This window comes from Acidovorax soli, from assembly GCF_014207955.1.
In the GTDB taxonomy this organism is placed as follows: Bacteria; Pseudomonadota; Gammaproteobacteria; order Burkholderiales; family Burkholderiaceae_C; genus Acidovorax; species Acidovorax soli_A.
In genome coordinates this window covers 23,833-44,370 of record NZ_JACHLK010000027.1, presented here as the reverse complement: position 1 = coordinate 44,370, position 20,538 = coordinate 23,833, and the positions used below count along the sequence as shown (strand labels likewise).

21 protein-coding genes are annotated in these 20,538 nt (G+C 68.5%); 9 read left to right on the top strand and 12 right to left on the bottom strand.

The window, feature by feature from the left end:
• Nucleotides 1-43: 43 nt before the first annotated feature.
• The 10 genes from HNP48_RS33635 to HNP48_RS33590 all read right to left on the bottom strand — a co-directional run bounded on the left by HNP48_RS33635 (nt 44) and on the right by HNP48_RS33590 (nt 7,127).
• A complete protein-coding gene (locus HNP48_RS33635; protein ID WP_184865685.1) occupies nt 44-376 on the bottom strand; it encodes a hypothetical protein in 333 nt (110 codons plus the stop codon).
• A gap of 131 nt (nt 377-507) precedes the next feature.
• Entirely contained in the window at nt 508-1,434 is a 927-nt protein-coding gene (locus HNP48_RS33630) for a DMT family transporter (protein WP_184865682.1), read from the bottom strand.
• Nucleotides 1,435-1,459: 25 nt separating this feature from the next.
• Nucleotides 1,460-1,741: a hypothetical protein gene (locus HNP48_RS33625; RefSeq protein WP_184865679.1), complete on the bottom strand. Its 282-nt coding sequence runs from the start codon at nt 1,739-1,741 to the stop codon at nt 1,460-1,462.
• Nucleotides 1,742-1,768: 27 nt separating this feature from the next.
• Nucleotides 1,769-2,419 (bottom strand): GntR family transcriptional regulator, encoded by a 651-nt coding sequence (locus HNP48_RS33620; RefSeq protein ID WP_184865677.1) that lies wholly within the window; start codon nt 2,417-2,419, stop codon nt 1,769-1,771.
• 39 nt (nt 2,420-2,458) lie between these two features.
• Complete coding sequence (locus HNP48_RS33615; protein WP_184865675.1) at nt 2,459-2,902, bottom strand: VOC family protein; 444 nt, start codon at nt 2,900-2,902, stop codon at nt 2,459-2,461.
• Between the two features lie 25 nt (nt 2,903-2,927).
• The gene (locus HNP48_RS33610; RefSeq protein ID WP_184865672.1) at nt 2,928-3,704 is read right to left on the bottom strand and encodes an amino acid ABC transporter ATP-binding protein; all 777 of its coding nucleotides are present in this window, start codon (nt 3,702-3,704) and stop codon (nt 2,928-2,930) included.
• A gap of 6 nt (nt 3,705-3,710) precedes the next feature.
• Nucleotides 3,711-4,574 carry an amino acid ABC transporter permease gene (locus HNP48_RS33605; RefSeq protein ID WP_184865670.1) on the bottom strand — a complete coding sequence of 288 codons (864 nt, stop codon included), beginning with the start codon at nt 4,572-4,574 and terminating at the stop codon, nt 3,711-3,713.
• 59 nt (nt 4,575-4,633) lie between these two features.
• On the bottom strand, nt 4,634-5,527 hold the full coding sequence (locus HNP48_RS33600; RefSeq protein ID WP_184865668.1) for an ABC transporter substrate-binding protein: 894 nt from the start codon (nt 5,525-5,527) through the stop codon (nt 4,634-4,636).
• 71 nt (nt 5,528-5,598) lie between these two features.
• Entirely contained in the window at nt 5,599-6,102 is a 504-nt protein-coding gene (locus HNP48_RS33595) for a gamma-glutamylcyclotransferase family protein (protein WP_184865665.1), read from the bottom strand.
• Nucleotides 6,103-6,434: 332 nt separating this feature from the next.
• A complete protein-coding gene (locus HNP48_RS33590) occupies nt 6,435-7,127 on the bottom strand; it encodes a GntR family transcriptional regulator (RefSeq protein WP_184865663.1) in 693 nt (230 codons plus the stop codon).
• A 321-nt stretch (nt 7,128-7,448) separates the two neighbouring features.
• On the opposite strand from HNP48_RS33590, the gene HNP48_RS33585 reads away from it, so the two are divergent.
• From HNP48_RS33585 to proC, 7 genes are all read left to right on the top strand, one after another.
• On the top strand, nt 7,449-8,558 hold the full coding sequence (locus HNP48_RS33585) for an ABC transporter substrate-binding protein (protein WP_184865721.1): 1,110 nt from the start codon (nt 7,449-7,451) through the stop codon (nt 8,556-8,558).
• A 219-nt stretch (nt 8,559-8,777) separates the two neighbouring features.
• A complete protein-coding gene (locus tag HNP48_RS33580) occupies nt 8,778-9,671 on the top strand; it encodes a branched-chain amino acid ABC transporter permease (RefSeq protein ID WP_184865661.1) in 894 nt (297 codons plus the stop codon).
• A complete protein-coding gene (locus tag HNP48_RS33575; RefSeq protein WP_184865659.1) occupies nt 9,664-10,551 on the top strand; it encodes a branched-chain amino acid ABC transporter permease in 888 nt (295 codons plus the stop codon). The genes HNP48_RS33580 and HNP48_RS33575 overlap by 8 nt, the downstream gene beginning before the upstream one ends.
• A 17-nt stretch (nt 10,552-10,568) precedes the next feature.
• Nucleotides 10,569-11,369 carry an ABC transporter ATP-binding protein gene (locus HNP48_RS33570; RefSeq protein WP_184865718.1) on the top strand — a complete coding sequence of 267 codons (801 nt, stop codon included), beginning with the start codon at nt 10,569-10,571 and terminating at the stop codon, nt 11,367-11,369.
• Nucleotides 11,366-12,085, top strand: a complete 720-nt coding sequence (locus tag HNP48_RS33565) for an ABC transporter ATP-binding protein (protein ID WP_184865658.1) — start codon at nt 11,366-11,368, stop codon at nt 12,083-12,085. Before HNP48_RS33570 ends, HNP48_RS33565 begins: the two co-directional genes overlap by 4 nt.
• 63 nt (nt 12,086-12,148) lie before the next feature.
• Nucleotides 12,149-13,267, top strand: coding sequence for an ABC transporter substrate-binding protein (locus HNP48_RS33560; RefSeq protein WP_184865656.1), 1,119 nt, complete (start codon nt 12,149-12,151; stop codon nt 13,265-13,267).
• A gap of 56 nt (nt 13,268-13,323) precedes the next feature.
• Nucleotides 13,324-14,175, top strand: coding sequence for a pyrroline-5-carboxylate reductase (gene proC / locus HNP48_RS33555; protein WP_184865654.1), 852 nt, complete (start codon nt 13,324-13,326; stop codon nt 14,173-14,175).
• Here proC and HNP48_RS33550 read toward each other — a convergent pair whose 3' ends face one another.
• Both HNP48_RS33550 and HNP48_RS33545 read right to left on the bottom strand, forming a co-directional pair.
• Complete coding sequence (locus tag HNP48_RS33550; protein WP_184865651.1) at nt 14,176-17,235, bottom strand: FAD-binding and (Fe-S)-binding domain-containing protein; 3,060 nt, start codon at nt 17,233-17,235, stop codon at nt 14,176-14,178.
• 12 nt (nt 17,236-17,247) lie between these two features.
• A complete protein-coding gene (locus tag HNP48_RS33545) occupies nt 17,248-17,946 on the bottom strand; it encodes a GntR family transcriptional regulator (RefSeq protein ID WP_184865648.1) in 699 nt (232 codons plus the stop codon).
• Between the two features lie 122 nt (nt 17,947-18,068).
• On the opposite strand from HNP48_RS33545, the gene HNP48_RS33540 reads away from it, so the two are divergent.
• Nucleotides 18,069-19,310 (top strand): alanine--glyoxylate aminotransferase family protein, encoded by a 1,242-nt coding sequence (locus HNP48_RS33540; protein WP_184865646.1) that lies wholly within the window; start codon nt 18,069-18,071, stop codon nt 19,308-19,310.
• 242 nt (nt 19,311-19,552) lie between these two features.
• A complete protein-coding gene (locus HNP48_RS33535; RefSeq protein WP_184865716.1) occupies nt 19,553-20,536 on the top strand; it encodes a tripartite tricarboxylate transporter substrate binding protein in 984 nt (327 codons plus the stop codon).
• Nucleotides 20,537-20,538: the final 2 nt, after the last annotated feature.

Genomic DNA, 20,538 nt, shown 5'->3' with positions numbered 1-20,538 from the left:
TGCATGGCCGGCGGTCGCCCGCCAGGGCGTGGGATCTTTCGGTTCACTTCAGGGCCGCCACCACCGCATCGAAGAAGGCGGTGTGGCTCACGGTGTTGCCGCCGCTGGGCTGCGGCTGCGCGCCCAGCACCACGATGACCACCTCTTCCTTGCGGTTGACGTGAAGGTATTGGCCATTGATCCCGATGGCCATGAAGGCCCCATCGGCGCGCGATGCACCCTCGGCCATCCACCAGAGAGAGCCGTAGTTGAGGGCGGTACCCGTGCTCAGCGTCTTGGGCAAGGTGGCTTCGGTGATCCAGCCTTCGGGCAGGATGCGTTCGCTGCCGATGGTGCCGTGGTCGTCGGCGGCTGGCGAGGGACAAAGCGTTGGCATGCGATGGCTCCAAGGGGCACTCCTGCGATCCGTTGCAACAGCGGGGCAAAGCCCTGCGCTCCGACGTCCGGCGCTGGCCGGCAGGCATCAAGAGGTCGCATGTTGGAGCGGCTTCTGTGCGAAGGCAAGCCTTATTCGTGTTTGGGGCCGGATTTGGCAGATGGCTCCACGGATCGCCTTCCGGGGTGTGCCGAACCTGGTTCCAACTCGGGGCGAGGCCGCGCCATCCACGCCGCCCACAGGCCGCTGAGCACGATCAGCGCGATGCCCAGCAAGGTGCTCCCCTGCGGCACCTGGCCGAACACCATCCACCCCAGCAGCGCGGCCCAGAACAGCTGGGAGTAGGAGAACGGGGCGATGGCCGATGGGGGCGCGATGCGGTAGGCCCAGACGATCAGCCACTGCGCGATGCACCAGCTGCCCGCCATGGCCAGCAGCCAGGGCCATTGCAACGCAAAGACCCCTGGGTCTATGCGCGCAGCGGGCAGTGCCAGCGCCAGCACACCGAGGGCCGCCGAGTACAGGATCGTGGTGGGCGCGGGATCGCTGCCGCTGAGCAGCCGGGTGCAGAGCACGGCACCGGCCCAGGCCAGGGACGACAGCAGCGGGAACAGCATGCCCGCGTCAAAGCCCGCACCCCCTGGTTGCGCCACGACCAGCACCCCGGCAAAGCCCAGCAGCACGGGCGCATGGCGCCAGGGCCGCCAGGGTTCGTGCAGCAGCAGGGCGGACAGCAGGGTCACATACAGCGGTGAGGCGAAGACCAGGGCTGTGGCCTCAGCCATCGGCAGGGTCTTGATGCCTTGCAGAAACAGCACGGCCGAGCCGACCAGGCCGGCCGCCCGGCCGAGTTGCAGGAACGGGCGACGGGAGCGCAGCAGCCCGGGCTGGCGCAGCGCCAGGGGCAGTGCGGTGAGCAGCAGCAGGGCGTAGCGCAGCCAGGCCAGTTGCCCGGCATCGAGCCCGCTGCCCGCGCGCTGGACCAGCGCGTCGGACACCGAAAAGCCGGCCATGGCGGCGACCAGGAGCAGGCTGCCCCGGAGGTGGTGGGCGGACATGGGGTGCAGCCGTTGGCGGGGTCAATCAGGTCCGGCGCACGCGCAGCAGGCCTGTCCCCTGGGGCTCGAGCCACCAGGTCTGGGCCGGAATGGCGCTACCCTTGGCCGTGTTGCGGGCGAAAAGCTGCAGCAGCCAGCCCTGGGCCCCCGCCGCCTCGATCCGGCCCTCGCCGGTCGTGAGATCGGCGAACTCGATGAGCACCGGGTCGCCGGCCTGCCAGTGCGCCGGTGCATCGGCCGGAGTGCTGGCAAGCCGCACGCCGGGGTAGAGGTGGCTGTCGCCCGCCGCCAGGCGCCGCAGGGTCATGGAGGGACAAAGCCGCGGCGGCGCTGCTCAGCGTTCGTCGAGCGCATCGGCCACGATGCGCATCGTGGTGGCGATGTGCTCGCGCGTGAGCGCCTCGGCCCGGTCGCCGTCGCGCTGCTCCAGGGCCGCGAGGATCTCGTGGTGCTCGGTGGCGGAGTGCGCCAGCTGGTCCTTGGCGAAGATCACCGGCAGGCGCAGGCTCCAGTACTGGAACTGCGTGCGCTCGTGCTGTTCCACAAAGTAGGCGTTGCCCGAGAGCGCGACCACGCGGCGGTGGAAGATCTGGTTGAGCCGGTTCACCTCGCTGCGCGAGACGGCCTCGGCCGCGTCCATGGACGCAAGGATCTGGCGCAGCTCCTGCAGCGCCTCGGCCGGGGCCCGCTCGGCCGCCAGGCGCGTGGCATAGCCTTCGATCGCCATGCGGCTCTCGAAGATGCTGCGCACCGCCAGCGGCGCTCCGGTGCCCACCACCCAGCCGCGGCTGCGGCTCACCAGGCCCTCGCCCTGCAGGCGCAGCAGGGCCTCGCGCACGGGGGTGCGGCCTGCGGAGAGCAGGGCGCAGAGATCGTCTTCCACCAGGCGCTCACCGGGTTTGACCTCGTGCGACAGGATGCGGTCGCGCAGTTGCTGGTGAACGTCCTGGGTGATCGGCGCCGTGCCGTGGTGGTGGAGGGTCATGGGGTTCCCATTGTGGCGAACGGAATTGGCAAGCTAAATTCAGGCGGTGCGGCGCACTTCGAGCACCACGCCGGCACCGGCGCGCGTGTCGAAGTAGGTGAAGCCGGAGCGGTCTGCGCGGCGCCCGCGGGCGGTCGGCAGCACGCCGGCCTGCCGCGCGTGGGCCTCGGCCTCGTCGCAATCGGCCACCTCGAAGCCCAGGTGGTAGACGCCTTCGCCATGCGTGTCGAGAAAGCGGCGCTGGGGCGAGTCTAGCAAGGACGGCTGGCACAGCTGCAGCTGGAAGTTGGCGAGGTCAAGGCACTTGTAGCGCATGCTGTCGGAGGCCGCCTGGTTCGGCACCTCGAAGGCCACATAGGGCTGGCCCTTGGGGTAGTCGAACCAGGGGCCCATGCCCAGGCTTTGGTAGTAGGCGACGGCCTTGTCCAGATCGTGCACGACGATGCAGACATGGTGCAGGTGGTGGAAGGGTTGGTGGTTCATGGCGGTTGTTCGCGGGTTGTGGTGGTCAGTGGTGATGGGCGAGGAACTGGCGGCCGCGCTCGCTTGCCGGGGCTTCGAAGAAGCGCCGCGCCGGCAGCACGTCCTCGACGATCTCGCCGTTCACCATGAACAGCACCCGGTCGGCAAAGTCGCGCGCCAGGGCCATCTCGTGCGTGGCCATGAGCATGGTGATGCCGTCCTCGGCGAGCTGGCGGATCACGGCGATCACCTCCTGGGCCAGTTCGGGGTCGAGGGCACTGGTGGGCTCATCGAGCAGCATCACCGAGGGCTCCATGGCCAGCGCGCGCGCAATCGCCACGCGCTGCTGCTGCCCGCCCGAGAGCTGGTGCGGAAAGGCCCGGGCCTTGTCCGCCAGGCCCACGCGCTGCAGCAAGGCCATGGCCTTGTCGCGCGCCTCGGCGCGGGGCCGGCGCAGCACGTGCAGCGGGCCGGACATCACGTTGTCGAGCACGCACAGGTGGCGAAACAGGTTGAAGCTCTGGAACACCATGCCGGTGCGGCGCCGCTGCAGGCTGATCTCGTGGTCGCTGAGTTCGTGCAGCGCATCGCCGCGCTGGCGGTAGCCCACGAGCGCGCCATCGACGGTGATGGTGCCGCCGTCGATGGTCTCCAGGTGGTTCACGCAGCGCAGCAGGGTCGACTTGCCGGCGCCCGAGGGGCCGAGCACGGCGACCACCTGGCCGCGCGGGATCTGTGCGCTGACATGGCGCAGCACGCACTGCGTGCCGCGGTACTTGGTCACGTCCATCAGTTCGATGGCATGGGGGGACGGCTGGGACATGGTCGGCTAGCGGTGGGGAAAGAGTTTCTCGAGCGCGGTCTGCAGCGCCGTGGCGAAGGCGGTCATCACCAGGTACCAGAAGCCTGCGACGGCCAGCAGCTCGACCACGTGGAAGTTGGCCGCATAGATATCGGTGGAGATGCGCAGCAGCTCCAGGTAGCCGATGGCCGAGGCCAGCGAGGTGGACTTGAGCAGCAGGATGTACTGGTTGCCCGCGGCCGGCACGATGATGCGCGCGGCCTGCGGGATCACCACCTTGCGCATGAGCAGGCCGTGCGGCATGCCGATGGCGCGGGCCGCGTCGCGCTGGCCGTTGTCCACGGCCAGAAAGCCGCCGCGGATGATCTCGGCCATGTAGGCGCCCTCGGCCAGGCTCAGCCCGATCAGCGCCGCGACGTGGGGCGTGATGACCGAGGTCATCGGCGCATCGAGCAGCACCCAGCTGGTGAACGGGATGGCGATGTGCAGCTGCGGGAACATGATGGGAAACGCGTTGAACCAGAAGATCAGCTGGATCAGCATGGGCGTGCCGCGAAACAGGTAGATGTAGGTCGAGGCGAACGCCGTGAGGATGGGGTTGCCGCTCACGCGCATGAGCGCCGCCACCAGCCCGACCAGGCCGGCCAGCAGCAGGGCCGTGGTGCCCAGCATCAGCGAGTTGACGGCGCCTTCCAGCACCAGGCGGCTGAACAGGTACTCCAGGAAGATCGATGCCTTCAGCACCTGGGCCTTGATGGCAGCATGCAGCAGCACGGCCAGGGCGGCCAGTACCAGGGCGGCAAAGATCCAGGGGCCCCAGGGGCGGCGGTGCACCACGCGGCGCGGGCGAGCGGTGGCGGAAGAAGGGGACGGAGGGGGGGCGGAGGTCACACGAGGTTCCGGTCGGGGCAGTGAGGAGGCCCTGGGGCGGCGCAGGCCGCCCCAGGGGCTTATTTATTGCGCTTGGAAGCCGGCAGGTTGACGCTGATGGCTGGCAAAGCCGCACCGCCCACGCCCCATTTGTCGAGCAGCTTCTGGTAGGTGCCGTCGTCCAGCATGGACTGGGTGGCCTTTTGCACCGCATCGCGCAGGGCGGTGCGGTTCTTGGCGAAGGCCCAGGAGGTGATGTACTGCGTGAGCATGTAGTTGCCGCCGACGATGCGGTAGCGGCCCGGGAACTGCTGGCCCATGTAGACCAGGGCCGGGAAGTCGCCCAGGTAGCCGTCCACGCGGCGCAGGTCGAGCTGCATGCGCGCATCGGGTGCCGAGGGCAGCTGTTCTGCGCGGATGGCGGCCTTGCCCGCCTTCACGCAGCGCTCGGACGCGGCCTCCACCTGGGCCATGATGACCCGGCTGCCCAGCAAGGTGGCCACGCCCTTGCCGCAGAAGTCGTCGATGGTGTCGAGCTTGTCCTTGTTGGCGGCCAGCACCAGGATGCTGCCGCCCGAGAACAGGTAGTTCACGAAGTCCACCTTCTGCTCGCGCTCCTCGGTGTCGCTGATGCCGCCCGAGGCCATGTCGAAGCGGTCGGCCTCCAGACCGGGGATCAGGGCCGAGTACTCGGCCTGCACGAATTCGATCTTCAGCGAGAGGCGCTGCGCCATCTCGGTCAGCAGGTCGCGGCTCGCGCCGGTGACCTCGCTCTTGCCCGGCTCGCGGAACTCGATGGGCGGAAAGGTTTGCTGCGAGCCCACCCGGAGCACGCCGCGCGCCTTGATCTCGGCCGGGATGGCCGCCAGGACCTCGGGCGCGAGGGGGCGGGCGGTCTGGGCCAGGCCCAGCAAGGGGATGGCAGTGGCCAGCAGCACCAGGCCGCCGCGCAGGGAACGCGTGAGGAAATGCATGGGAATGTCCTTTCAGGTCGCTACAGACAAGGTAATGCGCGCGTGTTCAGGAGGGGTGGGCGTGGCAGGGATCAGCGGCTTTCGGCGGACTTGCCCGGAATGGCCGATGGGTTGGGGCGGTCGGCGCGCGGGCAGGGCGCCGCGGCGTCGAAGGTGGCCTGCACCGAGGCGATGTACGCGGCCGGGAACTTCCAGGCCGCCAGGCCGGTGGGGATGTGCTCCCAGTAGAAGTTGGGCGGGCGCATGGCGACGCCGGGCTTGGACAGGCGGTAGGTCCAGCAGTCGTAGGCCTTGCCGTCCTCGCCGTGCACGGTCAGGAAGAAGCGCTCGAAGTCGTCGTAGTCCTCGTTGAGCTGGTGGGGCTCGTGCTCGAACACCACGCCCAGGGCGTTGTGGCCCACGGCGTCCGATACGCCGTTGAGGTGGCACCAGCCGCGGTCACTGCGCTCGCCGGCGGCATGGAACTGCAGGCGGTGGTTGGCCGCATGGGCCTTGGTGATGGCCTTGGTGGTGGGCCAGTAGCGGCGGATCTCGGGGTCGTTGAGCCAGGTGCAGTAGGCAAAGTAGTAGAGCATGGTGCTAGCTTTCTTTCAGGGAAGGTGAGCCTCTCGCGAGGCGGGGAGGTAAATATGTATATCTCTTCGTATACGAACATCGCAAGAGCTGTGCCAAGCATCCTGGCTGGGCTGGCGATCTTCAATTTTTCGTATATTTCAATGTGTACGTAAAGATATACGAAGAAGCAAGACCCACTCTCGGTGTTTTCCCTGGCATGCCTGCTGCGGCAGGCTGCACGGCCCTGGTGCAGCACGGGCGCGCAGGGGGCAGGCTGCGCCGCCTTGGTGCGGCCCATGCGGCGCCGTTGCAGCCATGGTGCGGCTGGGCAGGCCCTCAGGCCTTCAGATCCTCAGCCCAACTGCAGCTGGCCGTTGCTGTCCTCGCCCTGCATCTGCTGCTCGCGCGCGGTGGCCAGCAGTTCCTTGCGGGTGTTGTCGATGTGCTCTTCAAGCAGGGTCACGACCTTGGTGACGTCGCGCGCACGGCAGGCCGCCACCAGCTGGTAGTGGTCCGACTGGGGCTTGTCCTTGCCGGTGGCGGTGGACATGGCCAGGTGGGTGTAGCGGTCGGTGTTGAGGCAGTACTCCTCGATCAGGCGCTTGAGGCGCATGTTGTTGGCCGGAGCCGACAGCGCCAGGTGGAACTGGCGGTTGTATTCGGCCCAGTCGCTGACCACGTCGGAGCGGCTGTACTCGTCGAGGATGCGCTCCATGGTCTCGAAGTCGCGCTCCACCATGTTGGGCACGGCCAGCCGCGCCGCATGGCATTCCAGCGCCACGCGGATGTCCAGCAGCTCGCAGATTTGCTGCACGTTCATGCCCGCCACCATGGCGCCGCGGTTCAGGTGGTGCACCACCAGGCCTTCCGACTCAAGCTGGCGCAAGGCCTCGCGCACCGGAATGCGGCTGGCGTTGAACTGCGTGGCCAGCGCGTCCTGGCGCAGTTGGTGCCCCGCCGGCAGCTTGCCGCTCAGGATGTCGTTGCGCAGCGCGTCGCGGATGACCTGGTGCAGGGCGCGCGGTTTGGTGGTGCGGGATCTCATGGGCGCTATTGGATCAGAACTGGCCGCCGGTTTCACAACACGATTGTCATATTGGATCCGCATGTATAGAATTGGATCCAATCGATGATTTGTTGGATCTTAAGCAAGTCGAATTGGTTTCAAAGAAGTGGTGTTTGGCTACTTTTCTTGGAAGAAAAGGCGGGGCAGGCCAGCGGCCGTGCAAGGGCGCGGCGGGGCGTCTGTCCTTCCATGGCCGATTCGCGCGGGCGCTCCTTCAGGCATCCCCCTGCACCCCGTGCATCCGGCGTGAGCCGGCATCCCTTCAGCCACTACCTACTTACCTACGGAGCTTCCATGTCCATGAAATTTCGAACCCTCCGAGCGCCCATGGCGTTCGCCTTCAGCCTGGCGGTCGGCGCGCATGCGCTGGCGCAGGACACCGTGCAGATGGGCGCCGTGCTCTCGCTCACGGGCGCCAACGCCACGGTGGGCGAGGACGTGCGCCGCGCGGTCGCCCTGGCGGTGGACAAGGTGAACGCCGACGGCGGCGTGCTGGGCAAGAAGTTCAGCGTGGTCGTGGAAGACTCGGGCGGCAACGCCACCACGGCGCTGAACGCGGCGCGCAAGCTGGTCAGCGTGGACAAGGTGCCCGTGGTGATCGGCGAGTACTCCTCGGGCATCACCCTGCCCATGGCGCAGTACCTGGTGAAGGAGGGCGTGGCCCACATCAACATCGCCAGCACCAGCGTGAAGATCCGCGACCTGGGCGCCAGCTCGTTCAACCTGATCGGCCTGGAGGACAAGGGCAACCAGTTCTCCTCGAAGGACGTGTGGGACCTGGGCTACCGCAACGTGGCCATGGTGGCGCCCAACAATGCCTATGGCCAGGGCGTGGTGCACGGTTTCAAGCAGGAGTTCGAGAAGCTCGGCGGCAAGGTCGTGACCGAGGTGCTGTACACGGCCGGCCAGTCCACCTACCGGCGTGAGCTGCAGCAGATGTCGCGCAGCAACCCCGACGCCTACATCTACACCGCCTACGGCCAGGAGTCGGCCGTGATCAACCGCGAAGCCCTGGAGCTGGGCCTGCGCAGCAAGCCCTGGTACGCCATCCTGATCTCGATGAGCCTGTCCGACACCGCGCCCGAGATCGCCAAGGGCCAGCTGGGCATGGAGGTGGGCTCGGTCTACGGCGCCGCGGGCAAGGCCTATGCCGATGCCTTTGCTGCCAAGTACAAGGAGGGCATGAAGACCTCGTACACCGGCTACGCCTACGACGCCGTGCTCATGACGGCTGCCGCGATGAACAAGGCCAAGTCCACCGACACCGCTGCCGTGCAGGCCGCGCTCAAGGAGCTGGGCAAGGGGGGCTATGTGGGCGTGACCGGCCCCATCGTCTTCGACGCCGAGCGCCAGCGCACCGATCCGCCGTACGCCAAGCTCAAGTACGACGGCAAGGTCGTGCCGCGCTGATCTTTCCAGAGCGGCGAACAAAACTCTTCTGGCGCCGTTGCTGCGTCCTGTCGTACTGACCGTACTGCCTGCAACGCAGTGCCTGGCCAGAACCGCTTCGCTGAGTTTTGTTATCCGCTCTGAGTCCCCACGCCGCGCCCCTGAACCAGCGCGGCATCCCCTGATGCCCGGCCCGCAGCGCCGCAGTGCGCGCGCGGCCGGCTCCACCGATCCGTCTCCATGCTCCAACTTCTCTTCGACACGCTGTTGCGTGCCTCGGACCTGGCGCTCGTCGCGCTGGGCCTGAGCACCGTCTACGGCCTGGTCAAGTTCCCCAACATCGCGCATGTGCAGTACGCCATGCTGGGCGCCTACGCCACCTATGCCCTGTTCGCCTGGGGCCTGCCGCTGCCGCTGGCCATCGCCATCGCCTGCGGCCTCACGGGGCTGCTCACGCTGGTGCTGCACCTGCTGGTGTTCCGCCGCCTGCTGCGCTCGGGCCCGGCCATCGCCATGATCGGCTCGCTCGCCGTGGCCATGCTGGTCGTGGCCGGCGCGCAGGGCGTGGCGGGCTCGTTCCCGCGCATGTTCAACCTGCCGATCACCGAGCCCGTGGTGCTGGGCGGCGTGCGCCTGTCGCACACCCAGATCGCCGCCATGGCCACCACCGCCGTGCTGCTGGCACTGTTCACGCTGCTGCTGTTCTGCACGCGCACCGGGCGCGCCATGCGGGCGCTGTCGACCAACCCGGCGCTGGCGGCGGCCTCGGGCCTGAATGCCGAAGGCATCACGCGGCTGGTCAATTTTGCGAGCGGCGCCATCGCCGGCCTGGGCGGCAGCCTGCTGGCCCTGTCGACCGGCGCCCACATCAACCTGGGCCACGACCTGCTGCTGCCGGTGTTTGCCGCCGCCATCCTGGGCGGCCTGGGCAACCCGCTGGGTGCGGTGGCCGGCGCGGCGCTGATCGCGCTGACCGAGACCCTGGTCACCAACCTCAACTTCGGCTGGCTGGTGGGCAAGCCGCTGGCCTTCTTGCCGATTGCCTACCTCAGCGCCGGCGCGTTCCTGATCCTGCTGCTGGCCCTGCTCTTCAAGCCCTACGGCCTGTTCGACCGCGAGGTGCGCCGTGTTTGACTTCCTGATCTCCACTGTCACCATCGCCGGCATCTACGGCCTGATGGCCCTGGGCCTGAACCTGCAGGCGGGCTATGCCGGCCTGCTCAACTTCGGCCACATCGCGTTTGCCGGCATCGGCGCCTATGCCACAGGCATTGCCGTGCAGGCTGGCTGGTCGCCGCTGGCCGGCGCGGGCTGCGGCGTGCTCGTGGCCATGCTGCTGGGCTGGTGCATCGCGCGCCTGGGCCGCCAGCTCGGCTCGGACTACTGGGGCATCGCCACGCTGGCGATTGCCGAGATTTTGCGCACCGTGGCCACCAATGAAGACTGGCTCACCGGTGGGGCCAATGGCATCAGCGCCATCCCTGCGCTGTTCGACGGCCTGGGCCGGCCATGGAGCGCGCTGGCCTTCCTGGCCCTGGTGCTGGCGCTGGTGGCCGCGTGCGCGCTGCTGCTGCGGCGCCTGGCCAACGGCCGCTTCGGGCGCGCCCTGCGCCTGGCGCGCGAGGAGCCGCAGCTGGCGGTCTGCATGGGCTACGACCTGCTCTCGCTCAAGAGCCGGGCCCTCATGGCCGGCGCGGCCGTCACCGCGCTCGCGGGCTCGCTGTACGCGCACTACATGAGCTTTGCGGGGCCCGACTACATGGTGGCCTCCGAGACCTTTCTGCTGTGGACCATGCTGATGATCGGCGGCATGGGCAATACCGCCGGTGTGCTCTGCGGCGTGGTGCTGGTGCAGGGCGCCTATGCCCTGGTGCCGTTTGCCAAGGACTACTTCCACTTCAGCTCCGACCTGGCCGGCGCGCTGCGCCTGGGCCTCATCGGCCTGATCCTGCTGGCCTGCCTGCTGTGGCGCAGCGAGGGCCTGGTGCCCGAGAAGCTGCGAAAGATGCCATGACGACCCGTACCGCACCCATGAATGCATTCCTCGAAGTCCGCGGGGCCGCCAAGGCCTTCGGCGGCAACCAGGTCCTGTCGGACGTGAACCTGCAGATCGCGCAGGGCGAGATCGTCGGCCTGCTCGGGCCCAACGGCTCGGGCAAGAGCACGCTGCTCAACCTCATCACCGGCTTCACGCCGGCCGATGCGGGCAGCGTGCACTTCGACGGCGCGCCCATCGAGCGGCTGGCCGCGCACCGCATCGTGCGCACCGGCATGGCGCGCACCTTCCAGCTGCCCTCCATGCCCACCAAGATGTCGGTGATGGAGGTGGCCATGGCCGCCGCCACCGCGCACCACGGGGTCTGGGACACCCTGCTCGGCACGCCCGGCGCGCGCCAGGCCGAGGGCGATGCGCGCGAGCGCGCCACCCACCTGCTGCACGAACTGCTGCTGACCCCCGTGCGCGACCTGCCGGCCTCGGCCCTGTCGGGCGGTCAGAAAAAACTTTTGGGCATCGTCTGCGCGCTCATGGCGCGGCCGCGCATGCTGCTGCTCGATGAGCCCACCGCCGGCGTGCACCCCAACCTGCGCCGCGACATCGTGGCCGCGCTGCAGCGGCTCAACGCCCAGGGCATGACCCTGGTGATCGTGGAGCACGACATGCACTTCATCCGCGAGGTCTGCACGCGCTGCGTGGTGCTCGACCGCGGCGAGATCGTCGCCAGCTGCCGCCCCGACGAGCTGGCCCGCAACGAGCGCGTACTGCAGGCCTACCTGGGCACTGCGGCGGCCACCACCACCCCATCCACCCCTTCGGCTGTGGAGGCCGCATGATTGACATCGACAACGTCGTGGCCGGCTACTCGGCCGAGATCGACATCCTGCGCGGCATGACGCTGCAGGCGCAGGGCGCCGAGATCGTGACCCTGCTGGGCCCCAACGGCTGTGGCAAGAGCACGCTGCTCAAGACCATCGCCGGCTACCTGCTGCCGCGCAGCGGCCGCATCACGCTGCGCGGCGAGGATGTCTCGCAGATCCCCGTGCACCGCAAGATCCGCCACTGCGGCCTGGGCTTCGTGCCGCAGACGGACAACGTCTTCAGCGCCCTCACCATCCGCGAGAACCTGCAGGTGGGCGGTCACTACCTGCCAAAGGCCGAGTGCGCGCGGCGCATGGACGAGCTGTGCGCGCTGTACCCGGTGCTGGCGCGCAAGATGGATGCGCGCGCGGCGTCGATGTCGGGCGGCGAGCGGCAGATCCTGGCGCTGGCGCGCGCGCTGATGCCGCGCCCGGGCATCCTGCTGCTTGATGAGCCCTCGGCCGGCCTCTCGCCCAAGGTGCTGCACGAGGTGTTCGACGCCATCGTGCATGTGCGCAACCAGGAGCGCGTGACCATCCTCATGGTGGAGCAGAACGCCATGGAGGCGCTGCGCATCTCCGACCGCGCCTACGTGCTCTCCATGGGCGCGGTGGCCCTCACCGGCGAGGCCGGCGCGCTGATGCGCGACGAGAAGGTGCGCGAGCTCTACCTCGGCGACCGCGCGCACTGAGCCGCTGCACTTCGCCATCCCCCTCCGTTCCTGTCCGTTTTTTTGCGCTTCAAGGAGCCGCCCATGCTGCTTGCCCGTCTCTCCCTCCCGGTCCTGCTGTGGGCGCTTGCGCCCGCGGCGCTGCATGCGCAGACCACCGCCCCGGCACCCATCCAGTTGGGCACGACGGCGCCGTTCAGCGGCGCCTTTGCCGAGTATGGGCAGGAGTACCGCAAGGGCGCCGACGCCTGCCTGGCCAGCATCAACGCTGCCGGCGGCGTGCGTGGGCGGCCGGTGGCCATCCACTACCTCGACGATGGCTACGAGCCCGAGCGTGCGGTGGCGAATGCGCGCACGCTGGCGGGCAAGGGCATTGCCGCCTTCGTGAACCTGGTGGGTACGGGCTCGCTGCAGGCGCTGCAGCCGGTGCTGGCGGAGCTCAAGGTGCCGGTGGTCGGCGTCTCCAGCGGTGCCGACCTGCTGCGCCAGGAATCGCTGCCCGGCAGCCGCTGGGTGTTCCACACCAAGGCCGGCAACGGCGACGAGTTCGAGGGCTTTGCACGCATCCTGCCCACCATCGGCATGCAGAAGGTGGCCCTGGTCTACCAGGACAACCCCTTCGGCCGCGCCGGGCTCGACAGCGCGCGCAAGGCCTTTGCGGGCCGCCAGCCTGCGGAGATCCAGCTCGGTGAGCTGCAGGACACGGTGGCCCAGGTGCAGCGCGCGCAGCCGCACACCGTGGTGCTGATCGCTGCCGGCCAGGCGGCGCCCGCCTTCATCGCGGCCTACCAGGGCGCCGCCGGCCCGGGCGCGCGCGTGGCGGTGCTCAATGTGGTGGGGGGCCGCGTGTTGACTGACCGGCTGCAGCACAAGGTGGCCGGCATCATGACCTCGATGCTCTACCCCAGCCCCTGGAACGCATCGCGCCGCGTGGTGCGCGACTACCAGGCCAGCCTGGTCCGCGCGGGCGACGCCAGCCCCTCGCTGCTGAGCCTGGAGGGCTGCATCAACCTGCGCTTTGCCGTGGAGGCCCTGCGTGCCGCCGGCGACGACCCGTCGGCTGCCGGGGTGCGCAAGGCGCTGGAGCGTGGCCTGGGCGTGGACCTGGGCGACTTCACCCTGGCCCTGCCGCCCGGCAGGCAGGTGGCCTCGCGTTACACCACGCTGGGCATCTACCGCAGCAATGGCCGGGTGATGGAGTGACACGCTGCCGGCACACCTGCTTTCCACAACCACAAATACAACAACCCCTGCTTTCCATGTCCATCCCCACTACCGTTTCCCTTCCCGCCATCGCCTTCATGGGCGGTGGCAACATGGCCAGCGCCATCATTGGCGGCCTGGTGCGCCAGGGCCACCCCGCGAGCCAGATCGAGGTCGTCGAGCCCTGGGAACCCGCGCGCGAAGCCTTGCGTACCCAGTACGGCATCGAGGCCCAGCCCGAGCCCGGCGCAGCCCTGCAGCGCGCGCGCATCGTGGTCTGGGCCGTCAAGCCCCAGACCTTCAAGGACGCCGCCGCCCAGGCGCGTGCCCACGCGCAGGACGCCTTGCACCTGAGCGTGGCCGCCGGCATCCGCTCGGACAGCATCGCCCAGTGGCTCTCCAGCGAGCGCATCGTGCGCACCATGCCCAACACGCCCGCCCTGGTGGGCAAGGGCATGAGCGCGCTGTACGCACGCCCAGGCGTCTCGGCCACCGAGCGCCAGAGCGTGGAAGCCATCATGGCGACCACGGGCGAGGTCCTGTGGGTGGAAAGCGAAAAGCAGCTCGATGCCGTGACGGCGCTCTCGGGATCAGGCCCGGCCTATGTGTTCTATTTCCTCGAAGCCATGGCCCGCGCCGGCACGGCCATGGGCCTGTCGGCCGAACAGGCCCACCAACTGGCCGTGGGCACCTTCGTGGGCGCCTCGGAGCTGGCGCGCTGCTCGGATGAGCCGCCCGCCGTGCTGCGCGAGCGCGTCACCTCCAAGGGCGGCACGACCTACGCCGCCCTGCAATCCCTGGCCAGGGACGGCGTGGCCGATGCCTTCGAGCGCGCCATGCGCGCCTCGGAGCGGCGGGCGCATGAGTTGGGGGAGGAGGGTGCCGGCGGCTCCGGCACCCGGCCCTGATCAGTTCAGCAGCCCATCCAGCAGCTTCGCCACATGCACCGCCTCGCGCTGTGCCCCATCGGCAATCTGGTGCCGGCAGCTCGTCCCGTCTGCCACCACGATGGCATCGGGGCTCTTGCGCACCGCGGGCAGCAGCGCCGCCTCGGCCATCTGCATGGACACCTCGTAGTGCGAGGCCTCGTAGCCAAAGCTGCCGGCCATGCCGCAGCAGGAGCTTTCGATGAGCTCGGGTTGCGCCCCGGGGATCAGGCGCAGCACCTCCAGGATGGGGGGCACGGCGCCAAAGGCCTTCTGGTGGCAGTGGCCGTGCAGCAGGATGGGTTTGCCTGCGGGCTTGAGGGATGGCGCAAAGCGACCGGCCTTGGCTTCGCGGGCCAGGAATTCCTCGAACAGCAGGGCCTGTTTCGACACGGCCACGGCCTTGTCGCCCAGGCCCATGACCAGGGCCTCGTCGCGCAGCGTGAGCAGGCACGAGGGCTCCAGCCCCACGATGGCGATGCCGGCCTGGGCCAGGGGGAGCAGGGCGTCGACGAGGGCGCCGGCGCGCGCCTTGGCTTCGTCGACCATGCCGGTGGCAAGGTACGTGCGGCCGCAGCAGTGGTGGCTGCCATCGCCTTTTTCGACGGTGTGCAGCACATAGCCGGCGGCGTGCAGCACGCGCGCGGCGGCCAGGGCGTTCTCGCTTTCGAATGTGCCATTGAAGGTGTCGACGAACAGCACGGCGGCCTTGCGGCCGGCCTGGGCTGCGGCGATGGTGTCGTCACGGCCGGCGAACAGGGATGCATCCTTGGTGCGCCAGAAGGTGTCCGCGCGCCAGGCGGGCAGTGAACGCCGGGCCGAAAAGCCCAGCAGCTTTTCGCCCAGCCAGGCGGCGCCGGGCACGGTGTTGCGCAGGTTGAGCAGCCAGGCGAAATGGCTGGCCGTGCGCGCATAGGCGGGCAGGTGGGCGACGAGCCTGTCCTTGAGCGTGTGGCCGTGCTTGCGCTTGTAGTGGGCCAGGAACTCGACCTTCATCTTGGCCATGTCCACGCCCGTGGGGCAGTCGCGCTTGCAGCCCTTGCAGCCCACGCACAGGTCCATGGTGTCGTGCATCGCCTCGCTGGTGAAGGCGTCGGGGCCCAACTGGCCCGACACGGCCAGGCGCAGGGTGTTGGCGCGGCCGCGCGTGAGGTGCTGCTCGTCGCGCGTCACGCGGTAGCTGGGGCACATGGTGCCGGCGTCGAACTTGCGGCAATGGCCGTTGTTGTTGCACATCTCCACGGCCTTGGCGAAGCCGCCGGTCACGTCGCCGCCGGTGCCGGGGGCGGTGGTCACCTCGGTCACCGGGTCGGCCTGCACGTTCCAGGCCGACCAGTCGAGCACGGGCGTGAGCGGGATGCGCTTGTAGGGCTTGGGCGCCGTGGCAGGCGCAAAGCGGAACAGCGCGCCATCGTCCATCTTGGGCGGGTCGATGATCTTGCCGGGGTTGTACAGGCCGATCGGGTCCAGGTGGTTCTTGATGGATCGGAAGGCCTCGTTGATGGCGGGGCCGAACTGCCATTCGATCCACTCGCCGCGGCACAGGCCGTCGCCATGCTCGCCGCTGAAGGCGCCCTTGTACTTGCGCACCAGGGCGCTGGCCTCTTCGGCAATGGCGCGCATCTTGGCGGCGCCCCCCTGTGGCCCGCCTATGCGCATATCGAGGATGGGGCGCACATGCAGCGTGCCCACCGAGGCGTGCGCGTACCAGGTGCCGCGGCTGCCGTACTTGGCGAACACCTCGGTCAGGCCGTCGGTGTACTCGGCCAGATGCTCCAAGGGCACGGCGCAGTCTTCGATGAAGCTCACGGGCTTGCCGTCGCCCTTGAGGCTCATCATGATGTTCAGACCCGCCTTGCGCACCTCCCACAGGTTCTTCTGCGGGGCTTCATCGGGCATCTCGACCACGCTGCCGGGCAGGCCCAAGTCGCCCATCAATTCGACCAGTTGGCGCAGCTGCGGCAGCAGGGCCGCCTTGTCGGCACCCGAGAACTCCACGAGCAAGATGGCTTCGGGCTTGCCGATGAGGGCGGTCTCCACCGTGGGGCGAAAGGCCGGGTTGGCCAGGGCCAGCTCGATCATGGTGCGGTCCACCAGTTCCACCGCCGTGGGGCCCAGCTTGACGATGTGCTGGGCCGAGTCCATGGCCTTGTGGAAGCTCGGAAAGTTGACGATGCCCAGCACCTTGGCGCGCGGCAGCTCGCTGAGTTGGAGCGTCAGGCTGCGCGTATAGGCCAGCGTGCCTTCGGCGCCGATGAGCAGGTGCGCCAGGTTCACGCTGCCGTCGGCGGTGTAGGGCTTCTCGCTCTGGTTGTCGAAGATATCGAGGTTGTAGCCCGCCACGCGGCGCATCACCTTGGGCCAGCGCTCGGCGATTTCGCCGCGGTGCTGCTGGGCCAGGGCGTGCACATGCTGCGCGATGGCGCTGGCGCGCGGGCCCAGCGTGGCCAGCGGGCCAAAGTCCACCAGCTCGCCATCGCTGAGCCAGGCGCTGGCGCCCAGCACGTTGTGCACCATGTTGCCGTAGGCAATCGAGCGCGAGCCGCAGGAGTTGTTGCCCGCCATGCCGCCCAGCGTGGCCTGGGCGCTGGTGGACACATCCACCGGGTACCACAGGCCGTGCGGCTTGAGCTGGGCGTTGAGGTGGTCGAGCACGATGCCCGGCTCCACCGTCACCGTGCGGGCCTCGGCATCGAGCGCCAGCACCTTGCGGAAATGCTTGGTGTTGTCGATCACCAGGGCCGCGCCCGTGGTCTGGCCGCACTGGCTGGTGCCGCCGCCGCGCGGCAGCACGGGCACCTTGAGGTCGCGGGCAATGGCTATGGCGGTGGCGATGTCGCGCTCGGTGCGCGGCACCAGCACGCCGGCCGGCATGATCTGGTAGATGGAGGCATCGGTCGCGTAGCGCCCGCGCGAAGCGGCATCGAACAGCACCTCGCCCTCGGTCTCTGCCGCCAGGCGCCGCGCCAGGGCCTCGCAGGTCTCGTTGGGGGGCAGGGTGGTACCGGCTGGCTGCAGGCTGCTGGCGGGTTCGATGCGCATGGGGAGGGGGTCCTAGGTTTTGGCGTTCCGCTTGGGGTGGGGGTAGATTTCGCCCGCGCGCAGCAGCTCCAGCACCGTGTCGCGCTTGCGCAGCACATGGGCCACGAGCACCCGGCGCATGGCCTCGGCATCGTGCGCGGCCAGGGCCTCGATCATCTGTTCGTGTTCGGCCACCGCGGCTTTCCACTTGGCCTCGTCCTGGTTGGTGCGAAAGCGCAGCGATTGCACGCGGGCGTTGATGGAGCGGTAGGTGGCCGTGAGCACCGGGTTGCCGGCCGCCTCGTTGATGGCGGTATGGATGCTGGCGTTGATGCGGTAGTAGCCCGACAGGTCGCGCCGCGCGAAGCAGGCCATCATTTCGTAGTGCAGGGCGCGCAGCTCGGCCAGCTCTTCGTCGCGGATGCGCCGGGCCGCGAGTTCGCCCGACATGCCTTCGAGCGTGGCCAGCACCTCGAAGGTGTTCACCACGTCGGCCTCGGTCAGCTTCACGGCCACGGCGCCGCGGTTGGGCAGCAGGTCCACCAGGCCCTCGGCGCCCAAGAGCTTGATGGCCTCGCGCAGCGGGGTGCGCGACACGCGCAGCTGCTCACTCAGCTCCCGTTCGTTCAGTTTGGCTCCCGGCGCGATCTGGCCTTCCACCAGCATGGTGCGCAGGCGCGCGGCGACCTGGTCGTGCAGCGCGAGGCGGGAGATTTCGATGATTTCAGCCATGTGGTGCTTTCTGTTTTGAATTTTGCATGCAAAAAATTGGCAGATCAACCGGGTAAATTAAGGGTAATCCCGCATGCAATTGTGTTTTTTGCATGCAAAACTGAAAGAAGAAAGGACGCAATATGCTTCAACTCGACTTTCACCCTACCGGCCGCCACTTCCTGCAGATCCCGGGCCCGAGCCCGGTTCCAGACCGCATTTTGCGGGCGATGAGCCTGCCCACCATCGACCACCGGGGCCCTGAGTTCGGTGGCCTGGGGCTCAAGGTGCTCTCGGGCATCCAGAAGATCTTCCAGACCCGCCACCCCGTGGCGATCTACCCCGCATCGGGCACGGGGGCCTGGGAGGCGGCCCTGTCCAACACCTTGAGCGCGGGCGACCATGTGCTGATGTTCGAGACCGGGCACTTCGCCTCGCTGTGGCAGAAGATGGCCACGCGCCTCGGCATCTCCACCGAATTCCTGGCCTGGGAGGGCAAGGACGAGCACCTGCCCCTGGCCGGCGGCTGGCGCCGCGGCGTGCAGGCCGACCTGATCGAGGCCCGCCTGCGCAAGGACACCGAGCGCAAGATCAAGGCCGTGTGCGTGGTGCACAACGAGACCTCCACGGGCGTGACCTCCGACATCGCCGCAGTGCGCAAGGCCATCGACGCCGCAGGCCACCCGGCCCTGTTGATGGTGGACAGCATCTCGGGCCTGGCCAGTGCCGACTTCCGCCACGACGAGTGGGGTGTGGACGTGACCATCAGCGGCTCGCAAAAGGGCCTGATGCTGCCGCCGGGCATCAGCTTCAACGCACTCTCGCCGCGCGCGCTCGAAGCCTCGAAGAAGGCCACGCTGCCGCGTGCCTTCTGGGCCTGGGACGAGATCGTGGAGATGAACAAGGACGGCTACTGGCCCTATACGCCCAACACCAACCTGCTGTACGGCCTGTCCGAAGCCATCGACATGCTGTTGGCCGAGGGCTTGGAGAACGTCTTCGCGCGCCACCAGCGCTGGGGCGCGGGCGTGCGCGCTGCCGTCAACGCCTGGGGCCTGCCCATCCAGTGCGCCGACCCGGCCGTGTACTCGCCCGTGCTCACCGGCGTGATCACGCCCGAGGGCGTGGACGCCGATGCCGTGCGCCGCCTGATCCACCAGCGCTTTGACCTGTCGCTGGGCACGGGCCTGGGCAAGCTCAAGGGGCGCATGTTCCGCATGGGCCACCTGGGCGACAGCAACGACCTCACGCTGATCGCCATGGTGGCGGGCGTGGAGATGGGGCTCAAGCTCTCGGGCGTGGCCCTGGCTGGCAGCGGTGTGCAGGCCAGCATGGACTATTTCGCCAGCCATGCGGCGCCGGCTGCCCTCAAAAAGGCTGCCTGAACCTGCAACGCTGTTGATGGACCGAGCAGCCAGCGCCTGCGGGAGGCGCTGGCTGTCTGTGTGCGTTTTTCCTTGTTTCTCTCCCCCGCTTGCGGCCCGCTGCGGCGCAAGGACCGATCGATCCCGTGTTTTCCGAAAGCCACCGGCCGTGCATGCATGCGGTCGGGGCGGTATGTCTGTCTGTGCTGAGTTCATTCAACCCGGCCCGCACCAACAAGGGCCCACGAAGGAGACAAGCGATGATGATGATGAAAAGACGTTCCCTGATCCAGTCCGCGGGCGCGGCGGCGGCCACGCTCGGCGCCCCGCGCCTGTTCGCGCAGGAGTGGCCCAGCGGCCCGGTGCGCATCATCGTGGGCTTTCCGCCCGGAGGGGGTACCGATGCGCTGGCGCGCGTGGTAGCGACCAAACTGTCGACCATGTGGAAGCAGTCGGTCATCGTGGAGAACAAGGCCGGTGTCTCGGGCGTGCTGGCGGCCGAGTACGTGGCCCAGCAGCCCAGCGACGGCAGCACCCTGCTGATGGCCCACATCAACAGCCACGCGCTGGCCCCCAGCCTGCAGCCCAAGCTGCGCTACGACGTGCAGCGCGACTTCGTGCCCATCGTGATGGTGGGCGTCACGCCCAACCTGCTGATCGCGGGGCCGGGGCAGAAGGCCCTCACCGTCAAGGAGATCGTGGCTTTGTGCAAGGCAGATCCCGGCAAGGTGAGTTTCGGCTCGGCCGGCCCGGGCTCGGCCCAGCACCTGGCGCTGGAGATGTTCAAGCTGCAGGCGGGGGTGGATGCGCTGCACGTGCCCTACAAGGGCAGCGCGCCGGCGCTGGCCGACCTCATGGGCAACCAGATCCAGTACTGCTTCGAGACCATGACGGCCGCCACGCCGCATGTGAAGAGCGGCAAGGTGGCCGCCGTGGCGCAGACGCGCACCAAGCGCGCCAAGGGCCACCCGGGCGTATCGACCATGCAGGAACAGGGCTTTCAGGGTTTCGAGGCCACCACCTGGTACGGGCTGGCGGGGCCGGGCAAGCTACCATCGGCCGTGGCCGACAAGATCAACCGTGATGTGAACACGGTGCTGGCCATGCCCGACGTGCAGGAACGCCTGGACACCTATGGTGCCGAAGACGGCGGCGGAACGCGCGACAAATTCAAGGACTTCATCGCCACCGAGATTGCCAAGTGGGGCAAGGTGGTGAAGGACGGCAACGTCAAGGTAGAAAGCTGAAC

Bases quoted from the DNA above. Each gene is read 5' to 3' on its own strand.
- HNP48_RS33635 (WP_184865685.1), bottom strand. From the start codon at position 376: ATGCCAACGCTTTGTCCCTCGCCAGCCGCCGACGACCACGGCACCATC.
- HNP48_RS33630 (WP_184865682.1), bottom strand. From the start codon at position 1,434: ATGTCCGCCCACCACCTCCGGGGCAGCCTGCTCCTGGTCGCCGCCATG.
- HNP48_RS33625 (WP_184865679.1), bottom strand. From the start codon at position 1,741: ATGACCCTGCGGCGCCTGGCGGCGGGCGACAGCCACCTCTACCCCGGC.
- HNP48_RS33620 (WP_184865677.1), bottom strand. From the start codon at position 2,419: ATGACCCTCCACCACCACGGCACGGCGCCGATCACCCAGGACGTTCAC.
- HNP48_RS33615 (WP_184865675.1), bottom strand. From the start codon at position 2,902: ATGAACCACCAACCCTTCCACCACCTGCACCATGTCTGCATCGTCGTG.
- HNP48_RS33610 (WP_184865672.1), bottom strand. From the start codon at position 3,704: ATGTCCCAGCCGTCCCCCCATGCCATCGAACTGATGGACGTGACCAAG.
- HNP48_RS33600 (WP_184865668.1), bottom strand. From the start codon at position 5,527: ATGCATTTCCTCACGCGTTCCCTGCGCGGCGGCCTGGTGCTGCTGGCC.
- HNP48_RS33595 (WP_184865665.1), bottom strand. From the start codon at position 6,102: ATGCTCTACTACTTTGCCTACTGCACCTGGCTCAACGACCCCGAGATC.
- HNP48_RS33590 (WP_184865663.1), bottom strand. From the start codon at position 7,127: ATGAGATCCCGCACCACCAAACCGCGCGCCCTGCACCAGGTCATCCGC.
- HNP48_RS33585 (WP_184865721.1), top strand. From the start codon at position 7,449: ATGAAATTTCGAACCCTCCGAGCGCCCATGGCGTTCGCCTTCAGCCTG.
- HNP48_RS33580 (WP_184865661.1), top strand. From the start codon at position 8,778: ATGCTCCAACTTCTCTTCGACACGCTGTTGCGTGCCTCGGACCTGGCG.
- HNP48_RS33570 (WP_184865718.1), top strand. From the start codon at position 10,569: ATGAATGCATTCCTCGAAGTCCGCGGGGCCGCCAAGGCCTTCGGCGGC.
- HNP48_RS33565 (WP_184865658.1), top strand. From the start codon at position 11,366: ATGATTGACATCGACAACGTCGTGGCCGGCTACTCGGCCGAGATCGAC.
- HNP48_RS33560 (WP_184865656.1), top strand. From the start codon at position 12,149: ATGCTGCTTGCCCGTCTCTCCCTCCCGGTCCTGCTGTGGGCGCTTGCG.
- proC (WP_184865654.1), top strand. From the start codon at position 13,324: ATGTCCATCCCCACTACCGTTTCCCTTCCCGCCATCGCCTTCATGGGC.
- HNP48_RS33550 (WP_184865651.1), bottom strand. From the start codon at position 17,235: ATGCGCATCGAACCCGCCAGCAGCCTGCAGCCAGCCGGTACCACCCTG.
- HNP48_RS33545 (WP_184865648.1), bottom strand. From the start codon at position 17,946: ATGGCTGAAATCATCGAAATCTCCCGCCTCGCGCTGCACGACCAGGTC.
- HNP48_RS33540 (WP_184865646.1), top strand. From the start codon at position 18,069: ATGCTTCAACTCGACTTTCACCCTACCGGCCGCCACTTCCTGCAGATC.
- HNP48_RS33535 (WP_184865716.1), top strand. From the start codon at position 19,553: ATGATGATGAAAAGACGTTCCCTGATCCAGTCCGCGGGCGCGGCGGCG.